Origin of the sequence: Pantoea coffeiphila, assembly GCF_016909495.1 — a bacterium.
GTDB classification, from domain to species: Bacteria; Pseudomonadota; Gammaproteobacteria; order Enterobacterales; family Enterobacteriaceae; genus Erwinia; species Erwinia coffeiphila.
In genome coordinates this window covers 20,484-40,789 of sequence record NZ_JAFBFW010000006.1, presented here as the reverse complement: position 1 = coordinate 40,789, position 20,306 = coordinate 20,484, and the positions used below count along the sequence as shown (strand labels likewise).

Sequence of the window (20,306 nt, the reverse complement as noted above, 5' to 3'; positions counted from 1 at the left end):
ATGAACGCCATACCATTCACAATCCATCCAGATGCCTTTATCCATGACTGCCTGACCAGTATTACCCATTTTATCCCCGGCGCTACCGCCGCGTTTTATCTCGTAGACAACCAGCTGACACCTGAACATCACCTCCTGAGCGGCATCGACCCGCAAACGCATCAGGATTACCTGGCGTCGTTCATGCCGATAGACCCGCTGCATCCCCGACGCTTCAATCATCTGCCGGTCACGCTGGCGCGACTGGAAGAGTCGAGCCGCACCACCGATTTCTATCGCCGGTTTATGCAGCCCAACGGTATTAGCGACATGGTTGAAGTCTATGTTCGGCAGCGTAAGCGTATAGTCGCTGGCCTGTCGATGATGCGCGATCGCGCGTTCACTCTGGCGGAGCGCCTGAAACTGCGCGCATCCCTACCGCTACTGTCCCTGGCGACCGAAGAGTTGATTCCCTGTGAACAGCAGTGTCGGCTGACGCCAAAAGAACGGCAAATCGTTGAGATGGTTCGGGAGGGGTCCTGCAATAAGCGTATCGCGCTGCGGCTGGATATTTCGCTGTCCACGGTCAAGACCCATCTGCGGAATATCTTCGCCAAAACCAATGCCAACAGCCGCACCGAACTGCTCTCCTGTTTGGGGATGGCCTGCGACCGCGATTATCTGATGTAATACGGGCGATGCGATCATCGCCCGGGGGGAAGATTAATAGCGCATCATCACCGATTTCAGACGCGTATAGTCGTTGATAAATGCGCTACCAAATTCACGCCCGTTACCGGAGCTTTTTATTCCACCAAATGGCAGCGCCGGATCGAGGAAGGTATGCATGTTTATCCAGACAATACCGGCCTGGATGCGCTCGCTATAGCGAATTGCCTTATTGAAATTATGCGTCCAGACGCTGGCGGCAAGGCCGAACGGCGAGTTATTAATCTGCTGAAGTGCCTTTTCCTCATCGTCATAGGCGAGGAACGATCCAACCGGGCCGAAGGTTTCCTCACGCATCAGCGTAGAGTTTTCACTGTGTACTTTCACCACCGTCGGCAGGAAATAGTAACCGGGACGGTCCGGCGAATATCCACCGTAAAGGATCTCATCACCATCCTCTTTCGCCCTGGCAACCATCTTCTGAATTTTCTCCAGATGGGCCTTGTTGGCCAGCGGTCCGATCTGGCACTCTTCGTCGAACGGGGAAGCCACATTCAGCTGAGAAAGCCGCTGGATCAGGGCGCTAAGGACTTCGTCCATTTTCTCTGCAGGCAGGTAGAAACGCTCAGCCGACGCGCAGATTTGCCCCTGATTTACATAGCCCGCCTCCATGATGCCATCGACCATCTCACTGACCGACATATCCGCCAGAAACAGTGCGGCGTTTTTACCGCCCAGTTCCAGAGTCGCCGGTTTCGCCAGCGCGCTGGCGGCATTACCCACCGCACGGCCGGTCGGCACCGAACCGGTAAAGGTCACTTTGGCACAGAACGGGTGTTCGATTAGTAAGGGTCCCAGCAATCCGCCGTTGCCGTTGAGAACGTTGATCGTGCCCGGAGGGAAGCCTACGTCGGCTGCCAGCTGAGCCACCCGCAGCATGGTCAGCGGGGTAAATTCACTGGGTTTCAGCACCACGGTACAGCCACAAACCAGTGCCGCCGCCATCTTCCAGATGGCAATCATGATCGAGAAGTTCCAGGGAATAATACCGACCACGACCCCCAGCGGTTCACGCTGGGTAAATCCGCGATACTTTTCTCCGTTGAATGACGGCAGGGAGATCTCGGTCGTTTCGCCGTAAATTTTTCCGGCCCATCCGGCAAAGTAACGTAAAAACGCGACCGCCTGATCCACTTCCAGGCCGCGAGACAGCGCGATGGTTTTCCCGGAGCACAGCGTTTCTATCTGCGCCAGCTCTTCCCGATGCTGTTCCATGGCATCGGCCAATTTCAGCATCAGATTTCCCCGCGCCAGCACCGGCATATCCGCCCAGCTGCCGCGAAAAGCCTGCTGAGCCGCCGCCATGGCCGCTGAAACATCTTCCGCGCAGCCGTCGTGAACGCGTGCCACCTCATTCCCTGTTGCAGGGTCGATAACCGGGCGCAGAGCACCTCCCCCCGGCTGGCTCAATCCATTAATAAAATGGCCGTGATCGCGTTGTAAAAATGCGCTCACCGCCGCCAGCTGTTTTACCTGAGTCATACAAAGCCCCTGTTTGAGAGAGAGAATCCATTCTTGTCAGGGGTCGAAAGCCCCGTGACCACTGGATTTACCACGCTATCAATCTGCGTTATCTGTGGGGTCTTCTGTTTGAGCTTGCGTGCTTTCGCTGATGACCGTGACTCGATCGGAAGGGTGAAACAACATTTAAGATGCGGAAAGCTGGCGCTGAATAGCAGAAAGCGTGCGTTTGCGAATAATACCGCTGGCCGTGCGGATCAACAGCCAGTAAGGCAGCAACTTGAGCCGGGTGGCTTTGTCCGGACAGTTGATAAACGTTTCGGTTTTCAGCCGCCAGTCATCTCCTGCCGGCAATAGTTGAAAATGCAACACCAGGCGGGCCACGCCGGGCTCGTTGAACGCAAAGAATTTGTGCACATCCCGCAGCGGAATAATGCCCATATCAGGTCGCCAGAACCGCCCGGTCAGGCCGTAAGTCAAACTGTCCGGCTGCCGATCCAGCGGGGTGAAGGTATGCAAACCAAAAGCCGCCTTTGGCTCGCGAGATTCATTCGCGGGGAAACACTTACCGGGCAGCTCGCGCAACGTCATGAAAGCATTAGAAAGAGGATCGCCACGCATATCGTACGCGGCAACGGCATCAAGGATAGCCTCTGCGCTGGCACGAATAGGCCCGGACTGATGACGTTCGTGGAAATTATAACCCGGTAAAAACGGCGTTTTGCTGTCTGAATATCGACTTTCTTTTTCGCTGATATAGCCAAATATACGCATTATCGATTCCTTATAGAGTGGGATTGAGGATAGTACGCAAAATGCCAAAACAGAAAGGCGCCGCTGTTAAGAAGCGGCGCCTGATAAGAAGTGCATATCAATGATAGCTGATGGTGGTACCCACCAGGCTATTCGGTTCCGTATACGCTGCGGTGCGAATCGCTCTGGCAGGCACGGCGGTGGCCTTGCCCGACAGCTGGGTCGTCAGTGCAACCAGAGTAGTGCTGCCGGTTACAAAACTGGTGGTTGAAGGCTGTTGCACCGTGGTCAGGTAACCCTCTGTTTGTGCTGCCAGGCTGGCACCGGAAACCGTGCTCAGGATGACTGCAACAAGGGCCGTTTTACGAATGTTCATCATGTCCCCTTGATGCCTTTTCCTGTAATAGATGAATTACTGATAGATAACCGCTGTACCGTGCAGTTTGTTATCGCCAGAAGTCGAGGTGATTCGGAAAGATTTCGCGCCTGCCTGTTCAGCTTTCACTGCCAGTTTCGCTTCCAGTGAAGAAAGATTTGACGCGCCGCCTGCAGAAACAACCCCAATCTGTTGCTGCTGCTGAGGTGCACTGTTAACCAGATCGGCTGCGAAGCCGGTGAAAGAAACGGAAGCCAGAGCGATTGCAGCGATGGTCATTTTAATGGTTTTCATAATATTTACTCTCGATTTTGTGCTGTTCGGTTAGTTGGCGTCGTTATTAATTAACGATCGATAATTAAATGTTATCCTCCGTCGTACGTATCGTCAACACCATTTTATTAACGATCGATAATTTAATAACTAATTCATTGAATTTACTATTTTTATAGTGAGCACTTTTTTGCATAACGCCAGACGAAATCAGCCATTACGTACCGCTCGACAGCGGCTAACAATGTTTTTATACTGATTGATAATTTAATCATTTGTGCGGTAATGCTAAGCGAGGAATGATGACAACGACTGAGCAGGACGCAGCAACACGTAAAGGCCGGGGACGGCCAAAAACCTTCGATCGGGAAGCGGCGCTGGATATCGCGCTGGAGCTGTTCTGGCGTCATGGCTATGAAGCCACGTCGCTGGCCGATCTGGTGGCGGCGACGGGCGCAAAAGCGCCAACGCTGTATGCTGAATTTACCAATAAAGAGGGAATGTTCCGCGCGGCGGTGGATCGCTATACCGAGAAGTTCGCCAGTAAAAGTGCCGCAGCGCTCTCCTGCCCGGATAGCTGCGTTGCCAGCGGCGTGGAAAACTACTTCCGCTCAACGGCGGCCTGTTTTACCGACAGCGAAAAGCCGGGCGGCTGTTTCTTTATCTGCACCTCAACCGGGCTTTCCGCCAGCTCTGAAGACGTGGCGAAAATGCTGCGCAGGCGGCATGACAACCAGGAACAGAATCTGCTGGAGTTTCTGCAGGACCGTCAGACGGCCGGCGAGCTGGACCCGCGGGCGGACCTGAAAGGCATTTCCGCCTGGCTGGGCTGCCTGCTGCAGGGGATGTCCGTACGCGCCCGCGAAGGCGCGACGGAAGCGGAACTGAATGCGCTGGTGGATACACTGATGCTGCAGTGGCCGGTGCTCAGCAGGCTGGGTGTGGATTAATGCGCCGGGCGCTCCAGGCCTAAATGACCGCGCAGCGTATCGGCCTGATACGCTGTGCGGAACACGCCCCTCTCCTGTAGCAGCGGCACCACGTCGTTGAAAAAGGCGTCCGAGGCTTCGGGGATCCACGGCGGCATCACCACAAAACCATCCACCGCACGCTGCTGATACCACTCGGCGATACGTGCCGCCAGCGACTGTGCGGTTCCCGCCACGATAAATCCGGACCCGGCGACCCATTTGGTAAACTGCCGCACGGTCATCCCCTGTTCTCTCGCATGGCTCAGCATCGGCGCAAAGCGCTCTTTTCTCGCCAGCTGGCCGACAATATCCGGCACCGGACCGTCAAGATCGTGCTGCGCCCAGTCGTAGTTCATGGTGTTTGAAAGGTGGGTCAGGGTGGCCAGCGGATGATGCAGCTGCTTCAGCTCATTCAGCAGATCGTCGGCCTCCTTCTGCGTACGGCCAATCACCGGCTGTAAGCCGGGCAGGATCTTCAGGCTATCTGGCGTTCGGCCGTGGGCCACCACCCGCGCTTTCACCGCCGCGTACCAGGCCTGTGCCGAGGCAAGATCGGGTTTTTCGGCGGCAAACACCGCATCCGCCGTGCGCGCCGCCAGCTCCATAAACGGCCCTGAACCACCGGCCTGAAACGTCACCGGATGGCCCTGCGGCGGGCGGGAAATATTCAGCGGCCCGCGGCTGCTGAACCAGTCGTTATCGATGCCGGCATAGCGAATCCGGCTGCCGTCGGCATAAATGCCGTTTTCACGATCGCCGATAATCGCATCATCCGCCCAGCTGTCCCACAGCGTGCGGACCGCTTCGATAAATGCTTCTGCCTTTTCGTATCGCTGTTCGTGGCTCAGCAGCGTCTGACCAAAATTGGCCGCTTCGGCATCGCTGGTCGAGGTCACCACATTCCAACCAGCACGCCCGCCGGTCAGATGGTCCAGCGTGGCCAGGGTGCGCGCAGCGGCAAAGGGCTGGATCACCGAGCTGGAAATGGTTCCCGCCAGGCCGATTTTATCGGTGACCGCGCCCAGTGCAGAGAGCACGGTGAACGGTTCCGGCCGCTCGGTCACGCGATGGCGCACCGCTTCGGTCACGCTGTCGCCGTATACATCATCAATCGACAGCTTGTCGGCCATAAAAATCAGATCGAACTTAGCCGCCTCGGCCTTTTGCGCCAGAGATTTAATCAGCGGCCAGTCGGTGGGATTCGGTTTTGCCGCGCCGGGCATCCGCCAGCCCGCATAGTGACAGCCGGTGGTTTCCAGAAACAGCGCCAGATGCAGTGACATAATTTAGCCCTTAACCGGTTGGGTGCTGACGGTGAGATCGGTATCAAACCATTTCTCGGAGATCTTCTTCAGCGTGCCGTCTGCGCGCAGTTCGGTCAGCGCTTTATCCACCTTCGCCTTCAGCTCCTCACCCCGGGCATCCTTGCGGAACGGCAGCGCCACCTGCTTCTCGCCGAAGGTTTCACCGACCACTTTTAGCGGCAGATTCTTATGTTTGATCTGCCCCAGCAGGATCACCTGACCGGAAACGAAAGCATCCACCTTGCCCTGTGCCACGCTGTTAAACACCACATCGGACCCTTCGAAAGTCACCAGCTTGATTTTGTTTTCCGGGTCAAACTCTTTCAGCACTTTGGCATAGTTCGAACCCAGCTCGGCGGCCACGGTTTTCCCGGCCATGTCGCTCAGCCCGTGGATGCTGTTGTTATTCACACTGACCGCCAGCGCCGCCGCAGAGTAGTAATACGGCACGCTGTAATCATATTTCTTGCGGCGCTCCGGCGTGTCGGCGAAATTGCCCACCGTATCCACCTTGCCGGTTTCCAGCGAGCCCAGCACCCCGACCCAGTCGGAGGTCACCCACTCGATTTTGTAGTGAATTTTCTCCGCCACCGCCTGCAGGATCTCAGCGCTGAAGCCTTTGATTTCGTTACCCTGCTTAAAATAGTGCGGATAGCCGTCCGGCGTGGCGCCCACCCTCAGCACCGGCTGCTCCGCAGATTTATCGGCGGCATTATCACAGCCGCTCAGCAGTGCCAGCGCGCCGGCAATCAGTACAAATTTATACCCTTTCATTATTGTTTTTCCCGGTTAGTCAGAGGACGTAAGGTTTGCCGATATAGCGTTCCAGCTGCCGCTGTAGCGCGCTGAGCACAATGGTCAGCGCCCAGTACACCAGCCCGACGGCAAAATAGGCTTCAAAGAATTTCAGTGATTCGGTGGCGATCAGCTTGCCGCCCGCCAGCAGTTCACTCACCCCGAGGGTAAAGGCCAGCGACGAGTTCTTGATCAGGCCAATCCAGATATTTCCGGCGGCGGGAATGGCATTGCGGCACGCCTGCGGCAGAAGAATGCGCCTCGCCGCGTTGACGTGGCTGAGGCCTGACGCCAGCGACGCCTCCCACTGCCCGCGATCCACCGAGTCGATGGCCGCGCGAAACACCTCGGCCAGATAGGCGGCACTGTTCAGGCTCAGACCGATGATCACCGCGTGCGTGGCGCTCAGGCTGTTAAGCACCGGAAACAGCTGCGGCAGGCCGAAGTAGATAATCAGCAGCTGCACCAGCACCGGCGTACCGCGGAAAAAGGAGATATACAGATGGGCGAACAGCGCCAGCGGACGGATGCCGCGCAGCAAAACGGCCAGCCCGGCTCCCAGTACGGTGGCCAGCACAATGGAAGCCAGCGAAATAAACAGGGTGATCGGCAGATAGGTCAGGATTTGGGGAATAATCCCCAGCATATAGCCAACGTCAAAATTCATGGCGGGATGTCCTTATCGTGGTATCAGGCAAATTCGTGGAGGAAGCGGTGCGCGCGGTTTTCCGTGACGGGATCGAACAGCACATCCGGCGCGCCCTGCTCAAGGATGCGCCCCTGCTCCATAAAAAATATCCGCTGTGAAATATCACGGGCGAACTTCATTTCATGGGTGACGATCAGCATGGTCAGCGAGCGCTCGGCCAGACTGGCGATCAGGTTGAGAATGTCGCGCCGCAGCTCCGGGTCGAGCGATGAGGTGGGTTCATCCAGCAGCAGCGCTTCCGGTTCCAGGCTCAGCGCGCGGGCGATGCCGACGCGCTGCTGCTGACCGCCGGACAGCGTAATGGGCCAGGCGTCGGCCTTGTGCGCCAGCCCGACGCTGGTCAGCAGTTCCATCCCCCGATCGCGTGCCTCATCCCGGCGATAACCACGGCCGTAGATCAGCACTTCGGAGATATTTTCCAGCGCGGTTTTGTTCTTAAACAGGTTGTAGTGCTGAAAGACCATCGCGCTCTGGCGACGAAAACGGGTGGTGTTGCGGTGGGTCAGGGACGCGGCATCGACCGTTTCATCACCGATGGTGAGCTGGCCGCTGTCGGGTTTCACCAGCAGATTCAGGCTGCGCAACAGCGTGGATTTTCCCGAGCCGGACGGCCCGATAATCGACACCACTTCGCCGCGTCGGACGCTGAAACTGATATCGTTAAGCGCCTGATAATTCTTAAACTTCTTATTTAACCCGCTGACTTTAATCATGACCGCCCCGCTAAAAAATCACTTTGGGGCAGTGTAACGTTGCAAAAAATTGCAGACGAATGCTTAAAAATTATAAGGTTAGTTATTATTCGCTGAAGAAAACAGCGGAAAATCGGCCTCCAGAAGGAGGCCGTAAGGATTAAGGGCGTTTAGCACGTTCGGCGGTGACCTGCTGCGCAATGCGATCGCCAATGGTAAGGTCGATATTGCGCCAGTATTCAAAGGCACGAGACAGCACCGGCTCCTCCACGCCGTTGAGAAGATGGCCGCTGACGTTATCCACCAGCCGCTGGCGGGCGGCATCGTCCATCACCTGATTAATCAGCGTGTTCGCCTGGCCGTAGTCGTCATCGTCACGATGCAGGCTGTACGGTGCGTGCACCATTTCACCGCTGGCGTGCCAGGTGGAATCCGTCGGGTAACGCTTGCCGTCGGCCGCCGGGCCGCCTTTGGAGTTGGGTGCATACACCGGATCGGACACCGGATTCATGCGCATCGCGCCGTCCTTGCTGTAGCTGTTGACCGGCGAATGCGGCGCGTTAACCGGGATTTGCTTGTAGTTCACCCCCAGCCGCGCGCGGTGCGCGTCCGCATAGGCAAACATGCGGCCAATCAGCATCTTATCCGGGCTGATGCCGATGCCCGGCACCAGATTGTTTGGCTCGAAGGCCGCCTGTTCAATCTGCGCGTGGTTATCGGTCGGATTTCTGTCGAGCGTGAGCGTGCCGACCTTAATCAGCGGGTAATCCGCATGCGGCCACACTTTGGTCAGGTCGAACGGGTTAAAGCGATAATCATCCGCCTCGGCGAACGGCATAATCTGCATATACAGCGTCCAGCTCGGGTACTCCCCGCGTTTGATCGCGTCATACAGATCGCGGGTATGATAATCACCGTCCTGCCCGGCCAGCAGGTCCGCTTCCTGCTGATGCAAGCACTCCACGCCCTGATCGGTTTTGAAGTGGTATTTCACCCAAAACTTCTCGCCCTGCTCGTTAACCCACATATAGGTGTGGCTGGAAAAGCCATCCATATGCCGCCAGCTTTTCGGGATGCCGCGATCGCCCATCAGCCAGGTGACCTGGTGCGCCGATTCCGGCGACAGGGTCCAGAAATCCCACTGCATATCGTGATCGCGCAGATTGTTATCGGCGCGGCGCTTCTGCGAACGGATAAAATGCTGGAACTTCAGCGGGTCGCGAATAAAGAACACCGGGGTATTGTTCCCCACCATGTCATAGTTGCCTTCGCGGGTGTAGAACTTGATGGCGAAGCCGCGCGGATCGCGCCAGGTGTCCGGGCTGCCACGCTCCCCGGCTACCGTGGAAAAGCGCATCACCACCTCGGTTTTCACCCCAAGCTGGAACAGTGCGGCTTTGGTATAGCGGCTGATATCCTCCGTCACCTCAAAATGGCCAAACGCCCCGCTGCCCTTGGCATGTGGCTGGCGCTCGGGGATACGCTCGCGGTTAAAGTTGGCCATCTGTTCAATCAGATAGTGGTCATGCAGCAGCAGCGGCCCGTCCGGGCCAACTGAGAGAGAGTATTCATCGCTGGCAACCGGATTACCGGCATCGTTGGTGGTAGGTTTGCGTTTATCATTGCTCATCGCTGTCTCTCCGACTTTGTTATGGAGTCCAGCGATTAAGGGTAGACCATACACGCAAATAAAGTGTGCCTTTAGTGTTTAACGGTACAAGGCGCACTCGTATTCATTTTCTGAAACACGTTCAGCAGATAGAAACACAGCGCCCGAACTTAACGATCGCCGATGGCCTTATCGACATTTTTTTGTGATGACTGGCGTTCTTCACGGATCGTTTGCAGGCCGGTTTCCAGTATCAGTTCATCAGCCAGTTCGGTAATGCGTCTCTGGCTTTCGAGCGACCGGGCCGTGATGACTTCATCTAATGTTCTCATTTTGATCAATCAACAAACACTGATACGGGAATGCCAAACCGGTTTGCCAGCGCTCTCATATGAGCCAGAGTCAACGAACGTTCACCGCTCAAAATCCGGCTCACCAACGATTTTTTTCCAATCTCGTTTTCGAAATCAGACTGAACAAGACCATGCTGATCCATGAGAACCCGCAGAAGCGACACGTCATTTTTTCCTGCTGAGATGCGGGCGTTAAACGCGGCGAATTCGGGCGCATGGTCCTCATAAGCGGTTATTTTCGCCGTCAGCATCTCAACCAGCGGGTTATCGGGTTGCGTTTCAAGCAAATACTCAACCAGCTTTAACGCTGCCTCATAATCCTTACGCGAAGTGCTGCCCCTCATGTTCATACCTATTCGATGACATTGTTCGGTGATTCTCGCCACAGTGGTTGCCCCATAAAAAAAGCCCGAAACAGAGGAGCATTACCTCCCCTGTTCCGGGCCTTTACGCTGTGATAAATCAGTTATTAACCGGGATCACCGCGCCTTTGTATTTGGTACGAATCCAGTCCTGAATCTGTTTAGAGTGCAGCACGGTGACCAGCGCTTTGATGTCCGGCTTGTTCTCGTCACCGCGATGCACGGTAATGATGTTGGCATACGGGTTGTTCTCGCCGCTTTCCACCGCAATCGGGTCTTTCACCGGGTCCAGACCGGCGTCAATCGCGTAGTTAGCGTTGATCACCACCGCGTCGCCTTCGTCGTTGTTGTACATCTGCGGCAGCAGCGCGCCTTCAACGTTCGGCAGGAACTTCAGGTGTTTCGGGTTTTCCACGATGTCGCTGATGCGCGCATTCACCTTGTTTACGCCCGGCTTCAGCTTAATCACGCCCTCTTTCTCGAAGATGGACAGGATACGACCCTCTTCCGCCACCGCATCACGCATGATCACTTTGCCGTTCTCCGGCAGCTCTTTCAGCGATTTGAACTTCTTCGAATAGATGCCGATTGGCTCGATGTGAATCGCACCGGCGCTGACGAAGTCATAGGTCTTATCACCGGCGTGATCTTTCAGCACGCTGTTCAGATACGGAATGTGCTGGAAATAGTTGGCATCGATATCGCGGCTGGCCAGCGCGGTGTTTGGCAGGATGTAGTCCTGGAACGGTTTGATTTCCAGATCGATGCCCTGCTTCGCCAGAATCGGCTTCGCCTGCTCCAGAATTTCCGCGTGCGGCACGTTAGACGCCCCAACGGTCAGCGTGTCTGCCCATGCGCTCAGGCTCAGGGCACCCAGGGTTGCTGCAGCCAGCAGCGTCAGTGTTTTTTTCATTTTGGATTTTCCTAAAAGTTAACGTTTGTCGAGCCGTGTCGTGAGCACATCACCTAAAAACTGGATGATAAAAACAATCACCAGAATCATTACCGTCGCCACCAGCGTCACATCGCCGTGGTTACGTTGAAAACCTTCCAGATACGCCAGGTTACCGAGGCCACCGGCACCGATCACCCCGGCCATCGCGCTGTAGCTGACCAGCGCAATCAGCGTCACGGTGATGCCGGACACCAGCGCCGGTGAGGACTCCGGCAGCAGCACGCGGAAAATCAGCGTACTCAGCTTCGCACCCATCGAGCGGGAAGCCTCAATCACCCCTTTGTCCACTTCGCGCAGGCCGATCTCCACCAGGCGGGCGTAGAACGGGGCCGCACCAACGATCAGCGCGGGAAGCGCGGCGTTAGCACCGAGGATGGTGCCGATCAGCGTTTTGGTGAACGGGATCAGTAGAACAATCAAAATAATGAACGGAATGGAGCGGAACACATTCACCAGAATGGAAATCGCGCCGTACACCGCACGGTTCTGGAACAGCCCGCCGCGCGCGGTCAGGAACAGCGCAAGACCAAGTACAATACCCAGCACAAAGGTCGCCAGGCCGGACAGCGCGGTCATATACAGGGTTTCACCGGTGGCGGCCCACAGCTGGTCAATCTTCAGGTGTGGAAACAGAGACTCAAACATTCTTTACCACCTCGGTTGAAATTGCGTGGGCGTGCAGATCGGCCAGAATACTCTCCAGCTGGGTGCCGCTGGCCGGAACCTGTAGCCACAGCTCACCAAAGGTGCCGTTGGCGGTCTGGGTCATTTTTCCGTGCAGGATATTGAACGGCAGCGCGTATTTCAGCGTCAGTTCGCCGACGATCGGCTGGCGCGTGCTCTGGCCGACAAAGGTCAGCTTCAGTACCGCACCCGCCGCCGCATCCACCAGATCGGCGTTAAACGGCGTATCGGCGCTGCTGTATTCGGTGGTCTGCTTCACGAACTGGCGGGTAATCGGCTGCTGCGGGTGGGTAAACACCGACAGCACTTCGCCCTCTTCCACGATGCGCCCGGCTTCCATCACCGCCACGCGGTGGCAGATCTTGCGCACCACGTGCATCTCATGGGTGATCAGCACGATGGTCAGCTTGAGCTGGCGGTTAATATCCAGCAGCAGATCGAGGATCGCGTCGGTGGTTTGCGGGTCAAGCGCCGAGGTGGCTTCATCGCACAGCAGCACGTCCGGGCTGTTGGCCAGCGCACGGGCAATCCCCACGCGCTGCTTCTGTCCGCCGCTCAGCTGCGAGGGATAGGCCTGCTCTTTACCGTTCAGCCCGACCAGCTCAATCAGCTCCTGCACCCTGCGCTGGATCGCCGCTTTCGGCGCACCGGCAATTTGCAGAGAGAAAGCAATATTTTCGCTGACGGTGCGCGACCACAGCAGATTGAAATGCTGAAACACCATGCTGATTTTCAGCCGCGCCTGGCGCAGCGCTTCACCGCTGGCCTGAGCAATGTCCTGCCCGGCAATCACCACGCTGCCGGAAGTGGGTTTTTCCAGACCGTTCAGCAGGCGGATCAGCGTACTTTTTCCCGCCCCGCTGTAGCCGATAATGCCGTAAATCTGGCCCTGCTCTACCTGCAGATTGACGTTGTCAACGGCGGTAACCGGACCGGATCGGGCGTTAAATATTTTAGAAACGTTGCGTAAAACGATCATCTGTTGCCTGTTTTCTGCCGTCGTATCAGCGAAATATGCTGATTAATTAAACTGATTCTTATTTGTGAATTATCGATAGCACTAATTGCCTGGTGATATTAAGCAGCAGGGAAACTATTGGAAACGACTGAAATGATATGCCTTATAACAAAATAGAATATTTGCATCCTGATTGCGTCTTTCGGGTTCTTAAAACCTGTGGCAATAATGGAGAAAATTTCCGCAAAGCTTCACGTTCGGCACGGTTTTTTTATCCGCAGGCTGAATGGCTTACCGTAAAAAGGCTGCATTATGGATTACTTTATCGGCATTGATGTTGGCACCTCTAAAACCAAATCGGTGCTGTTTGATGCCCGTTTTAACCAGCTGGAAGTCGCCTCCGTCAGCAACCGCACGCTGACCCCCGCCCCCGGTCACCAGGAGCAGCAGATGGAGGCGCTGTGGCAGAACGTGGTCAGCACGCTGAAAACGCTCTCCGCATCGCCGCTGCTGGCGGAGGGGTCGCTACGCGGTATCGGGCTGTCCGGCCAGGGCGAAGGCGCGTGGCTGATTGATAAACAGGGCCAGCCGCTGCGCGATGCGCTGCTGTGGAGCGATACGCGCGCCGCGTCCTCCATTCGCGAACTCTCTGCGCGTGACGGGCTGGAGGAGACCCTGTTTGAGCTTTGCGGCAGCCGTCTGCTGCCCTGCAACAGCAGCCTTCAGCTGCGCTGGCTGCAGCAGCATCAGCCGGAGCGGCTTGAAGATGCACAGTGGTTTTTCTTTGCCAAGGACTGGATTCGTTTTCGCCTGACCGGCCGCGCCAACCTGGAGCTGACCGATGCCGGCACCTCGCTGCTGGATCTGCATCAGGGTACGCTTTCCGATACGCTCCTGAGCGAGCTGGGCATTGAAAATCTGCGTCCGCTGTTCCCGCCGCTGCTGGCCCCGCACGATCTGGCCGGGGAGCTGAGCACCGCCGCCGCAGCCGCCACCGGGCTGCCCGCCGGTACGCCGGTCGCTGCAGGGGCGCTGGACGTTTCCGCCTGCGCGCTCGGCATCGGTGCGGTGCACGACGGCGACGTCTTCACCCTGCTGGGCACCACCTGCTGTACCGGCATCGTCTGTAACGATCTGACCCAGGTCAGCCGCAAAACCCGCTTTGTCAGCCACGCCTGGCAGGGCCAGTTCCTGAATCTGTTCGCCATGCAGTCGGGCACGCCGAACCTCGACTGGGCCATCAGCCATCTGGCCGACAACCGCAGCTTCAGCGAGCTGGGCGCGGAAATCAGCGCCCTCTCCCCCGGCAGCGGCGGCGTGTTTTATCAGCCGTACCTCAACGGCGAGCGCGCGCCGTTTTACAGCCCGGTTGCCCGCGCCGGTTTCTTCGGCATCAGCCAGGACACCACCAACGCGCACCTGCTGCGTGCGGTCTTTGAGGGGCTGGCCTGGGCGATTACCGATGTGCTCAGCGACTATCCGCCGGGCGGCGACCTGTATCTGGCCGGAGGCGGCACGGCGTCGCCGTTCTGGCTGCAAATCATCGCCGACTGTACCGGACGCCGGGTGATCGTCAGCCCGCAGAGCGAGCCCGGCGCGCGCGGCGCGGCGATCCTGGCGGCCATGGCGCTCGGTCAGCCGGTCAGCGCCGAGTCGCTACAGCCAGGGGATCGCCAGATCTGGCACCCGGATGCGCGATCGCATATTCAGTACCAGCGCCTGTTCCCGGTCTTCCGCCAGCTGCGCGAACAGCTGCTGCCGGTCTGGCAGGCGCGGGACGATGCCTTAACTCAACTTGCACAGGATTCAGCCGATTTATGAAAATTCTCTTTACCGCCGAGTATGCCGGTTCCCTTGATGCCTTCCGCCAGTACGGCGAGCTGGTGGTGACCGGCTGGGCGGCGGGCGACAGCAAACTGAGCGAAGACGCCCTGATTGCCCACGGCCAGGACGCCGATGTGCTGATCGTCAGCTACGACGACATTACCGCCCGGGTGATTGACGCCTGCCCGCAGCTGAAGCTGATTGCCTGCACCCGCGCCAATCCGGTTAACGTCGATCTGAAGGCGGCGGCGGCACGCAATATTCCGGTACTTTATACGCCGGGACGCAATGCCGATGCCGCAGCCGAGCTGACGCTGGGGCTAATGCTCAGCCTGGCGCGGCATATCCCGCAGGCGCACGGTGCGCTGAAGCGCGGCGAATTCACCCGCGCCACCCAGGGCAGCAACGCGACTCAGCAGGGGCTGCGCCAGGACGTGGTGTGGGACGTGGATAAATCCAGCCCGTACGAGGTGTTCAAGGGCGGCGAACTGCGCAATAAAACGCTGGGTCTGGTGGGCTACGGCAGCATCGGCCAGCGCGTAGGTCGCCTGGCGCGGGCGTTCGGCATGTCGCTGCTGGTGGCCGATCCACGCGTGGCGGCAGAGGATATTGACGAACCGGGCGTGCGCAAAGCCACGTTGGAGGAGCTGTTTACCGGGTCCGACTACGTCAGCCTGCATCTGACGGTGACGCCGCAGACCACCGGACTGATTGACCAGCGCCTGCTGGGGCTGATGAAGCCGGAAGCCCGGCTGATTAACACCTCGCGCGCGGCGGTGATCGTCGAAGAAGATCTGATTGTTGCCCTGCGCGAAAAACGCATTGCCGGAGCGGCGCTGGACGTCTTCGCCAGCGAACCGATCTGGCACGATCATCCGTTTATCACCGAGTTTGATAACGTGGTGATCACCCCGCATATCGCCGGAGCGACCCGGGAAACGCTGGTGAAGCACACCGCGATGATCGCCGCTGATTTACAACGCTTCCTCAGCGGCGAACCCCTGCACTATCGCTGGCCGTCAGCCTGATAATGGCAGGGTGGGCGTGGTGGCCATAAAGGCCCGGGTGGTTTCCCAGTCCACCACGCCCGCATCCGAACCCAGGCCGCTGGCGACCAGCGAGGCCACCGCGCTGCCGACCCGGCAGGCCTGTTCAACATCCAGCCCCTTCGCCAGCCCGGCAATAAAGCCACCGCAGTAGCTGTCGCCACAGCCGGTGGTATCCACCACCCTGACCTGCCAGGCCGGAATACGCAGCTGGCCGTCCCGGCCAAACACCCACGATCCCCGCGCGCCGTCCTTAAAGATACAGGTGCCTACGCCGCGATCGAGAAAGAAGTCAGCCATCGCCTGCGGCTCCTGCTGCCCGGAGATCTGCGCGGCCTCCTCCATCGACGGCATAAAGTAGTCAATATACGGCAGCATCGGCGTCAGCAGATCCAGCGTCTGTTCATTTGGCGCAATCAGATCGAAGCTGGTCGTCACGCCATGCCGGTGCGCCCAGGCCAGCAGTTTCGCGCTCTGGCCGTTATCCATCGCCGCCAGCAGGCCGCTGCCGCCGAGGTGCAGAAAACGTGCATTGCACACCCGGGGGAAATCCGCCTCGTCAATAAACAGATGGTCCGACGCGCCGCGACAGTGCAGCGCCGGGCGCTCGCCGTTGGGGCGGATCGCCAGAATCGTCGCCGACGTTTCGCTGGCCTGGGTGCGCTGGATCAGCGAGCCGTCAATGCCCAGCCGCCGCCAGACGCCGGCGATAAAATCCCCTTTTTCATCATCGCCGAGGCAGGCCACTACTGTGGTATTAATGCCCAGCTTGGCGGCGTTCATTACCGCCCCGCAGGCGGTGCCCGCCGGACTGAGGCGGATTTGTTCAATAAACTCCACGCCGCCGCCGGACGGAATTCCGCGAATGGGCCGTCCGGCGATATCCAGCGTGGTTAACCCGACAAATACCGCGTCAAACTGGCTCATGCCGCCTCCTTTTTTCGCCACTGTTGCGACTGTCGCAGCCTGCCCTGCCAGAAGGAGAGCACCAGCGCCACCAGCAGCACCAGACCGTTCAGTGCGTCTTTCAGAATAAAATCCAGCCCCATCAGGTTCAGACCGTTGGCCACCAGGCCGAGGAACAGCACGCCCACCAGCGTTCCAGGCACGTTCGGCCTGCCCTGTGCATGAAATGCGGTGCCGATAAACACCGCTGCGATGGCATCCAGCAGATAGGACTGCCCGGCCAGCGGGCTGAACTGCCGCAGGTTCGCGGACAGAATAATCCCGCCGATGGCGCACAGCACCGAACTGGCAATCAGCACCCACAGCAGGTTGCGCTTAACGTTCACCCCGGCATTCAGCGAGGCGACCGGGTTGAGGCCCACCGCATGGATGCGCTTGCCAAACAGCGTGCGCTCCAGCAGCAGATAGCAGATCAGCATCAGTACCGCAGCAATCACTACCGGAATAGCGATGCCCCACAGCGAACCAACCGCGATCTCATGATATTCGGCGGCCATGCGGCGATAGGCAATCGGTCCGCCGCCGTCGGTCAGCACCCGCTCAAGGCTGCTGCCGATAAACCAGGTGCCCAGCGTCGCCAGAAACGGCTTCACCCGGAAACCGAGGATCAGAATGGCGTTCACCAGACCGACCAGCGCCCCTCCGGCCAGCGCGGCCAGCACCGCGCCCTGCCACGGCCAGCCCCAGGTTTTCAGCGCCACCAGCGCAAACGCCGCACCGAAGTCCAGCGCCACGCCCACCGACAGATCGATGCCGCCCGCGATCACCACCAGCGTCATCGCCAGCGCGACGATCAGCAGAATAGCGTTCCCCTGCAGGATGTTGGCCAGATTATCCGCGGTTAAAAATACCGGGCTGTTGAGGGCGAAAAACAGGATAAACAGCAGCAGGATCAGCTGGAATCCGTAGCGGGCCAGCAGCGAAAGCAGGCTGCCGCCCTGAGAAGCGGTGCGCGCGGTTAATACCTGTGTGGATTTGCTCATGGCTGCCCCCGACGCTGCACGGCCGCGGCGGCCAGAACCAGCAGGATCAGCACGCCCTTCACCGTTCCCACCCAGAAAATATCCACCCGCATCAGCGCCAGCCCGTTGGACAGCGCATTGACCAGCAGCGCCCCCAGCAGCGCGCCCCACACGGTGACCACCCGGCGACGGGAAAACGCGGTGCCGATAAAGGTCGCCAGCACCATTTCCAGCAGCAGCGGCTCTTCGGCACCGGGCGAACTGCCGGAACCCCGTGCCAGCAGCGTCAGCGCGGCCAGCGCGGCGGCAGCAGCAGCCAGCAGATAGGAACGCAGCATTAATGAGTTCACCGGCAGCCCGGCCAGCTCGGCGGCTTCCCGGCTGCCGCCGCTGGCCTGCAGATGCTGCCCCCAGCGGCTGTGATGCACCACAAACTGGTACAGTACAAATACCGCCAGCATAAACCACACCGCCCACGGCAGACCCATCAGCGTTCCGTCGCGGAAGGCCACCAGCCACGGCGCGTCAATGCTGATACGGCGCTGGCGGGTCAGATAGTTGGTCAGGCCAACGATCGCCACCGAACTGGCCAGCGTTGCCAGCAGCGGCGGCAGGCCCACCCGTACCACCATCAGTGCGTTCACCAGTCCGGCCAGCAGCGCGGCGGCGACCGCAAGCAGCGCCAGCAGAAAGATATTCGCCTCGATCTGTACGCCAATACTGATTATCGCCACAGCCAGCACCGAAATGGCCGGCAGCGACAGATCGATGCCGCCGGAAACCACATCATCACCGCCGCCGATGATCACGCAGGCCAGGCCGAAGCAAAGAATAGCCAGCGGCGCGGTCTGTTTCAGGATCACGCTGACGTTCTGCCAGCTGAGGAACCACGGTGCCTGGAAGCAGAAGAACACCAGCAGCGCGGCAAACAGCAGCAGCGGAATTTTATCGATGGGAAAGGCCAGCCTGCGCCGCAGGCCTGGCTGAGAGAGATCGCTCATTACGGGGTTTCCTGTTCACTGCCGCCGCTGGTCAGCGCCAGCAGCCCGTCCTGGGTCAGATTATGGGTCGGCACTTCGGCCACGATTTCGCCACGGCGCATCACCAGCAGGCGATCGCACAGCCCAATCAGCTCGCTGGCATCGCTGGAGGAGACCAGCACGCAGCGCCCTTTATCGGCCAGCTGGCGGGTAAGATGGTAGATTTCGGCACGCGCGCCAACGTCAACGCCCAGCGTCGGCTCATCAAGGATAAACAGCTGGCTGTGGCTGTTAAGCCAGCGGGCCAGAATCACTTTCTGCTGGTTGCCGCCGCTGAGGAAGCGTACTGCCTGGCGCACGTTGCGCGGGCGAATATCCAGCTTTTCCGCCAGCGCCAGCGCATTCTGCCGCGCCTTTTCTTTCAGCTCCCAGCCGAAACGCGACAGGCTGCCCGGCGAGGCAATGTTAATGTTGTCGGCCACCGACAGCGGCTGGATCAGCCCGTGATGGCGGCGGTCGCGAGGCACCAGCGCAATCCCCTCGGCAATCGCCTGCACCGGCGAACGCAGCCGTACCGCCTTACCGGCAATACGCAGCGTGCCCTGGCGCAGCGGATACAGGCCGTACAGTGCGTCGATCAGCTGCTCGCGCCCGGAGCCGGACAGCCCGGCGATGCCGACAATTTCGCCCGGTGCCAGCTGGAAATTGATGTGGCGAAACGCATCGCTGCCGAGGTTTTCCAGCGACAGCCACGGCGTGGTCGACGGCGGTTTTTCCGCCGGAGGCGCAAACAGCGTGGTCAGTTCGCGGCCCACCATCAGCTCAATCAGGCGATCGATGTCATCGGCGTTGACCTCGTCCAGTGTGGCAACCTGTTTACCGTTGCGCAGCACCGTCACGCGGTCACAAATCTGGGTGATTTCATTCAGGTAGTGGGAGACGTAGATAATCGCGATGCCGCGCGCTTTCAGCGCCCTGATGGCGTCGAATAGCAGCGCCGCTTCCCGGGCTTCCAGCGGCGCGGTGGGTTCGTCGAACACCACCAACCGGGCTTCGCCGTCGATCAGCGCGCGGGCAATCTGCACCAGCTTCAGCTCGGCCTGCGACAGGTCGCGGATCAGGCGGTTACCGTCCAGCCGGATATTCAGCACCTCGCGAAAGAATTTTTCGCTGTCCGCACGCATCGCCCGGCGATCGAGCCGCCCCAGGCGATGACAGCGTTCCTGGCCGATAAACACCGACTCCGCCACGGTGAAGTGGGGGATCAGATGCAGCTCCTGGTGGATAAAGCGGATGCCTTCGCGCTGCACCGTCGCCGGGGTCACGCTGGCCAGCCGTCGCCCCCCGACGCTGATATCGCCGCTGTCGGGCGCATATACGCCCGCGAGGATCTTAATCAGCGTGGATTTCCCCGCGCCGTTTTCACCGATCAGGCCATGAATTTCCCCGGGGCGAACGTGAAGTTCAACCCCGTCGAGGGCAGTCACACCGGCAAAGGTTTTGCGGATGTGCTGCATAAACAGGCCGCCCGGGGCGGCCTTGTGCAGAGACTGAGTCACGCCGCG

21 protein-coding genes and 1 pseudogene are annotated in these 20,306 nt (G+C 58.9%); 4 read left to right on the top strand and 18 right to left on the bottom strand.

Translation table 11 applies throughout. The features are described from left to right. Entirely contained in the window at positions 1-669 is a 669-nt protein-coding gene (locus JOE09_RS19005) for a helix-turn-helix transcriptional regulator (RefSeq protein WP_205066844.1), read from the top strand. Positions 670-702: 33 nt separating this feature from the next. On the opposite strand, the gene JOE09_RS19000 is transcribed toward JOE09_RS19005, so the two are convergent. The 4 genes from JOE09_RS19000 to bhsA all read right to left on the bottom strand — a co-directional run bounded on the left by JOE09_RS19000 (position 703) and on the right by bhsA (position 3,592). Then, the gene (locus JOE09_RS19000) at positions 703-2,190 is read right to left on the bottom strand and encodes an aldehyde dehydrogenase family protein (RefSeq protein ID WP_205066843.1); all 1,488 of its coding nucleotides are present in this window, start codon (positions 2,188-2,190) and stop codon (positions 703-705) included. Between the two features lie 165 nt (positions 2,191-2,355). After that, positions 2,356-2,943, bottom strand: a complete 588-nt coding sequence (locus tag JOE09_RS18995; protein WP_205066842.1) for a hypothetical protein — start codon at positions 2,941-2,943, stop codon at positions 2,356-2,358. A gap of 97 nt (positions 2,944-3,040) precedes the next feature. Beyond that, on the bottom strand, positions 3,041-3,301 hold the full coding sequence (locus JOE09_RS18990; RefSeq protein WP_205066841.1) for a hypothetical protein: 261 nt from the start codon (positions 3,299-3,301) through the stop codon (positions 3,041-3,043). Between the two features lie 33 nt (positions 3,302-3,334). Continuing rightward, positions 3,335-3,592: a multiple stress resistance protein BhsA gene (bhsA, locus tag JOE09_RS18985; protein ID WP_105591645.1), complete on the bottom strand. Its 258-nt coding sequence runs from the start codon at positions 3,590-3,592 to the stop codon at positions 3,335-3,337. A gap of 278 nt (positions 3,593-3,870) precedes the next feature. Between bhsA and JOE09_RS18980 the strand changes: the two genes are divergently transcribed. Next, positions 3,871-4,521 carry a TetR/AcrR family transcriptional regulator gene (locus JOE09_RS18980; protein WP_275584437.1) on the top strand — a complete coding sequence of 217 codons (651 nt, stop codon included), beginning with the start codon at positions 3,871-3,873 and terminating at the stop codon, positions 4,519-4,521. Here the strand turns inward: JOE09_RS18980 and JOE09_RS18975 are convergent. The 10 genes and pseudogenes from JOE09_RS18975 to JOE09_RS18930 all read right to left on the bottom strand — a co-directional run bounded on the left by JOE09_RS18975 (position 4,518) and on the right by JOE09_RS18930 (position 12,984). Next, complete coding sequence (locus JOE09_RS18975; protein WP_239553186.1) at positions 4,518-5,825, bottom strand: NtaA/DmoA family FMN-dependent monooxygenase; 1,308 nt, start codon at positions 5,823-5,825, stop codon at positions 4,518-4,520. The genes JOE09_RS18980 and JOE09_RS18975 overlap by 4 nt on opposite strands. Positions 5,826-5,828: 3 nt before the next feature. Beyond that, complete coding sequence (locus JOE09_RS18970) at positions 5,829-6,620, bottom strand: amino acid ABC transporter substrate-binding protein (RefSeq protein WP_205066840.1); 792 nt, start codon at positions 6,618-6,620, stop codon at positions 5,829-5,831. 19 nt (positions 6,621-6,639) lie between these two features. After that, positions 6,640-7,308, bottom strand: a complete 669-nt coding sequence (locus tag JOE09_RS18965) for an amino acid ABC transporter permease (RefSeq protein WP_205066839.1) — start codon at positions 7,306-7,308, stop codon at positions 6,640-6,642. 23 nt (positions 7,309-7,331) lie between these two features. Next, positions 7,332-8,063, bottom strand: a complete 732-nt coding sequence (locus tag JOE09_RS18960) for an amino acid ABC transporter ATP-binding protein (protein WP_205066838.1) — start codon at positions 8,061-8,063, stop codon at positions 7,332-7,334. A gap of 139 nt (positions 8,064-8,202) precedes the next feature. After that, on the bottom strand, positions 8,203-9,672 hold the full coding sequence (locus JOE09_RS18955; RefSeq protein WP_205066837.1) for a catalase: 1,470 nt from the start codon (positions 9,670-9,672) through the stop codon (positions 8,203-8,205). Positions 9,673-9,830: 158 nt separating this feature from the next. Next, positions 9,831-9,983: pseudogene (locus JOE09_RS18950) on the bottom strand (transcriptional regulator); the annotation flags it as partial. Positions 9,984-9,988: 5 nt separating this feature from the next. Further along, the gene (locus JOE09_RS18945) at positions 9,989-10,354 is read right to left on the bottom strand and encodes a helix-turn-helix domain-containing protein (RefSeq protein WP_205067128.1); all 366 of its coding nucleotides are present in this window, start codon (positions 10,352-10,354) and stop codon (positions 9,989-9,991) included. A 112-nt stretch (positions 10,355-10,466) separates the two neighbouring features. Further along, entirely contained in the window at positions 10,467-11,279 is an 813-nt protein-coding gene (locus JOE09_RS18940; RefSeq protein WP_105591653.1) for a MetQ/NlpA family ABC transporter substrate-binding protein, read from the bottom strand. Between the two features lie 18 nt (positions 11,280-11,297). Further along, complete coding sequence (locus JOE09_RS18935) at positions 11,298-11,966, bottom strand: methionine ABC transporter permease (RefSeq protein ID WP_205066835.1); 669 nt, start codon at positions 11,964-11,966, stop codon at positions 11,298-11,300. Further along, entirely contained in the window at positions 11,959-12,984 is a 1,026-nt protein-coding gene (locus JOE09_RS18930) for a methionine ABC transporter ATP-binding protein (protein WP_205066834.1), read from the bottom strand. Before JOE09_RS18930 ends, JOE09_RS18935 begins: the two co-directional genes overlap by 8 nt. Positions 12,985-13,275: 291 nt before the next feature. Between JOE09_RS18930 and JOE09_RS18925 the strand changes: the two genes are divergently transcribed. Next, positions 13,276-14,784, top strand: coding sequence for an FGGY-family carbohydrate kinase (locus JOE09_RS18925; protein ID WP_205066833.1), 1,509 nt, complete (start codon positions 13,276-13,278; stop codon positions 14,782-14,784). Continuing rightward, on the top strand, positions 14,781-15,815 hold the full coding sequence (locus JOE09_RS18920; RefSeq protein WP_205066832.1) for a 2-hydroxyacid dehydrogenase: 1,035 nt from the start codon (positions 14,781-14,783) through the stop codon (positions 15,813-15,815). The genes JOE09_RS18925 and JOE09_RS18920 overlap by 4 nt, the downstream gene beginning before the upstream one ends. On the opposite strand, the gene JOE09_RS18915 is transcribed toward JOE09_RS18920, so the two are convergent. Genes JOE09_RS18915 through JOE09_RS18900 form a run of 4 tightly spaced genes read right to left on the bottom strand, consistent with a single transcriptional unit; the run spans position 15,807 to position 20,258 of the window. Next, positions 15,807-16,760 carry a carbohydrate kinase family protein gene (locus JOE09_RS18915; RefSeq protein ID WP_205066831.1) on the bottom strand — a complete coding sequence of 318 codons (954 nt, stop codon included), beginning with the start codon at positions 16,758-16,760 and terminating at the stop codon, positions 15,807-15,809. The two genes, JOE09_RS18920 and JOE09_RS18915, sit on opposite strands and share 9 nt — an antisense overlap. Further along, positions 16,757-17,782: an ABC transporter permease gene (locus tag JOE09_RS18910; RefSeq protein WP_200545026.1), complete on the bottom strand. Its 1,026-nt coding sequence runs from the start codon at positions 17,780-17,782 to the stop codon at positions 16,757-16,759. Before JOE09_RS18910 ends, JOE09_RS18915 begins: the two co-directional genes overlap by 4 nt. Further along, positions 17,779-18,762, bottom strand: a complete 984-nt coding sequence (locus JOE09_RS18905) for an ABC transporter permease (protein WP_205066830.1) — start codon at positions 18,760-18,762, stop codon at positions 17,779-17,781. Before JOE09_RS18905 ends, JOE09_RS18910 begins: the two co-directional genes overlap by 4 nt. Beyond that, the gene (locus JOE09_RS18900) at positions 18,762-20,258 is read right to left on the bottom strand and encodes a sugar ABC transporter ATP-binding protein (RefSeq protein WP_205067127.1); all 1,497 of its coding nucleotides are present in this window, start codon (positions 20,256-20,258) and stop codon (positions 18,762-18,764) included. The genes JOE09_RS18905 and JOE09_RS18900 overlap by 1 nt, the downstream gene beginning before the upstream one ends. Positions 20,259-20,306: the final 48 nt, after the last annotated feature.

What these genes read in the sequence shown, in the direction of transcription:
- JOE09_RS19005 (WP_205066844.1), top strand. Translation starts at nt 1, where the DNA reads ATGAACGCCATACCATTCACAATCCATCCAGATGCCTTTATCCATGAC.
- JOE09_RS19000 (WP_205066843.1), bottom strand. Translation starts at nt 2,190, where the DNA reads ATGACTCAGGTAAAACAGCTGGCGGCGGTGAGCGCATTTTTACAACGC.
- JOE09_RS18995 (WP_205066842.1), bottom strand. Translation starts at nt 2,943, where the DNA reads ATGCGTATATTTGGCTATATCAGCGAAAAAGAAAGTCGATATTCAGAC.
- JOE09_RS18990 (WP_205066841.1), bottom strand. Translation starts at nt 3,301, where the DNA reads ATGATGAACATTCGTAAAACGGCCCTTGTTGCAGTCATCCTGAGCACG.
- bhsA (WP_105591645.1), bottom strand. Translation starts at nt 3,592, where the DNA reads ATGAAAACCATTAAAATGACCATCGCTGCAATCGCTCTGGCTTCCGTT.
- JOE09_RS18980 (WP_275584437.1), top strand. Translation starts at nt 3,871, where the DNA reads ATGATGACAACGACTGAGCAGGACGCAGCAACACGTAAAGGCCGGGGA.
- JOE09_RS18975 (WP_239553186.1), bottom strand. Translation starts at nt 5,825, where the DNA reads ATGTCACTGCATCTGGCGCTGTTTCTGGAAACCACCGGCTGTCACTAT.
- JOE09_RS18970 (WP_205066840.1), bottom strand. Translation starts at nt 6,620, where the DNA reads ATGAAAGGGTATAAATTTGTACTGATTGCCGGCGCGCTGGCACTGCTG.
- JOE09_RS18965 (WP_205066839.1), bottom strand. Translation starts at nt 7,308, where the DNA reads ATGAATTTTGACGTTGGCTATATGCTGGGGATTATTCCCCAAATCCTG.
- JOE09_RS18960 (WP_205066838.1), bottom strand. Translation starts at nt 8,063, where the DNA reads ATGATTAAAGTCAGCGGGTTAAATAAGAAGTTTAAGAATTATCAGGCG.
- JOE09_RS18955 (WP_205066837.1), bottom strand. Translation starts at nt 9,672, where the DNA reads ATGAGCAATGATAAACGCAAACCTACCACCAACGATGCCGGTAATCCG.
- JOE09_RS18945 (WP_205067128.1), bottom strand. Translation starts at nt 10,354, where the DNA reads ATGAACATGAGGGGCAGCACTTCGCGTAAGGATTATGAGGCAGCGTTA.
- JOE09_RS18940 (WP_105591653.1), bottom strand. Translation starts at nt 11,279, where the DNA reads ATGAAAAAAACACTGACGCTGCTGGCTGCAGCAACCCTGGGTGCCCTG.
- JOE09_RS18935 (WP_205066835.1), bottom strand. Translation starts at nt 11,966, where the DNA reads ATGTTTGAGTCTCTGTTTCCACACCTGAAGATTGACCAGCTGTGGGCC.
- JOE09_RS18930 (WP_205066834.1), bottom strand. Translation starts at nt 12,984, where the DNA reads ATGATCGTTTTACGCAACGTTTCTAAAATATTTAACGCCCGATCCGGT.
- JOE09_RS18925 (WP_205066833.1), top strand. Translation starts at nt 13,276, where the DNA reads ATGGATTACTTTATCGGCATTGATGTTGGCACCTCTAAAACCAAATCG.
- JOE09_RS18920 (WP_205066832.1), top strand. Translation starts at nt 14,781, where the DNA reads ATGAAAATTCTCTTTACCGCCGAGTATGCCGGTTCCCTTGATGCCTTC.
- JOE09_RS18915 (WP_205066831.1), bottom strand. Translation starts at nt 16,760, where the DNA reads ATGAGCCAGTTTGACGCGGTATTTGTCGGGTTAACCACGCTGGATATC.
- JOE09_RS18910 (WP_200545026.1), bottom strand. Translation starts at nt 17,782, where the DNA reads ATGAGCAAATCCACACAGGTATTAACCGCGCGCACCGCTTCTCAGGGC.
- JOE09_RS18905 (WP_205066830.1), bottom strand. Translation starts at nt 18,762, where the DNA reads ATGAGCGATCTCTCTCAGCCAGGCCTGCGGCGCAGGCTGGCCTTTCCC.
- JOE09_RS18900 (WP_205067127.1), bottom strand. Translation starts at nt 20,258, where the DNA reads ATGCAGCACATCCGCAAAACCTTTGCCGGTGTGACTGCCCTCGACGGG.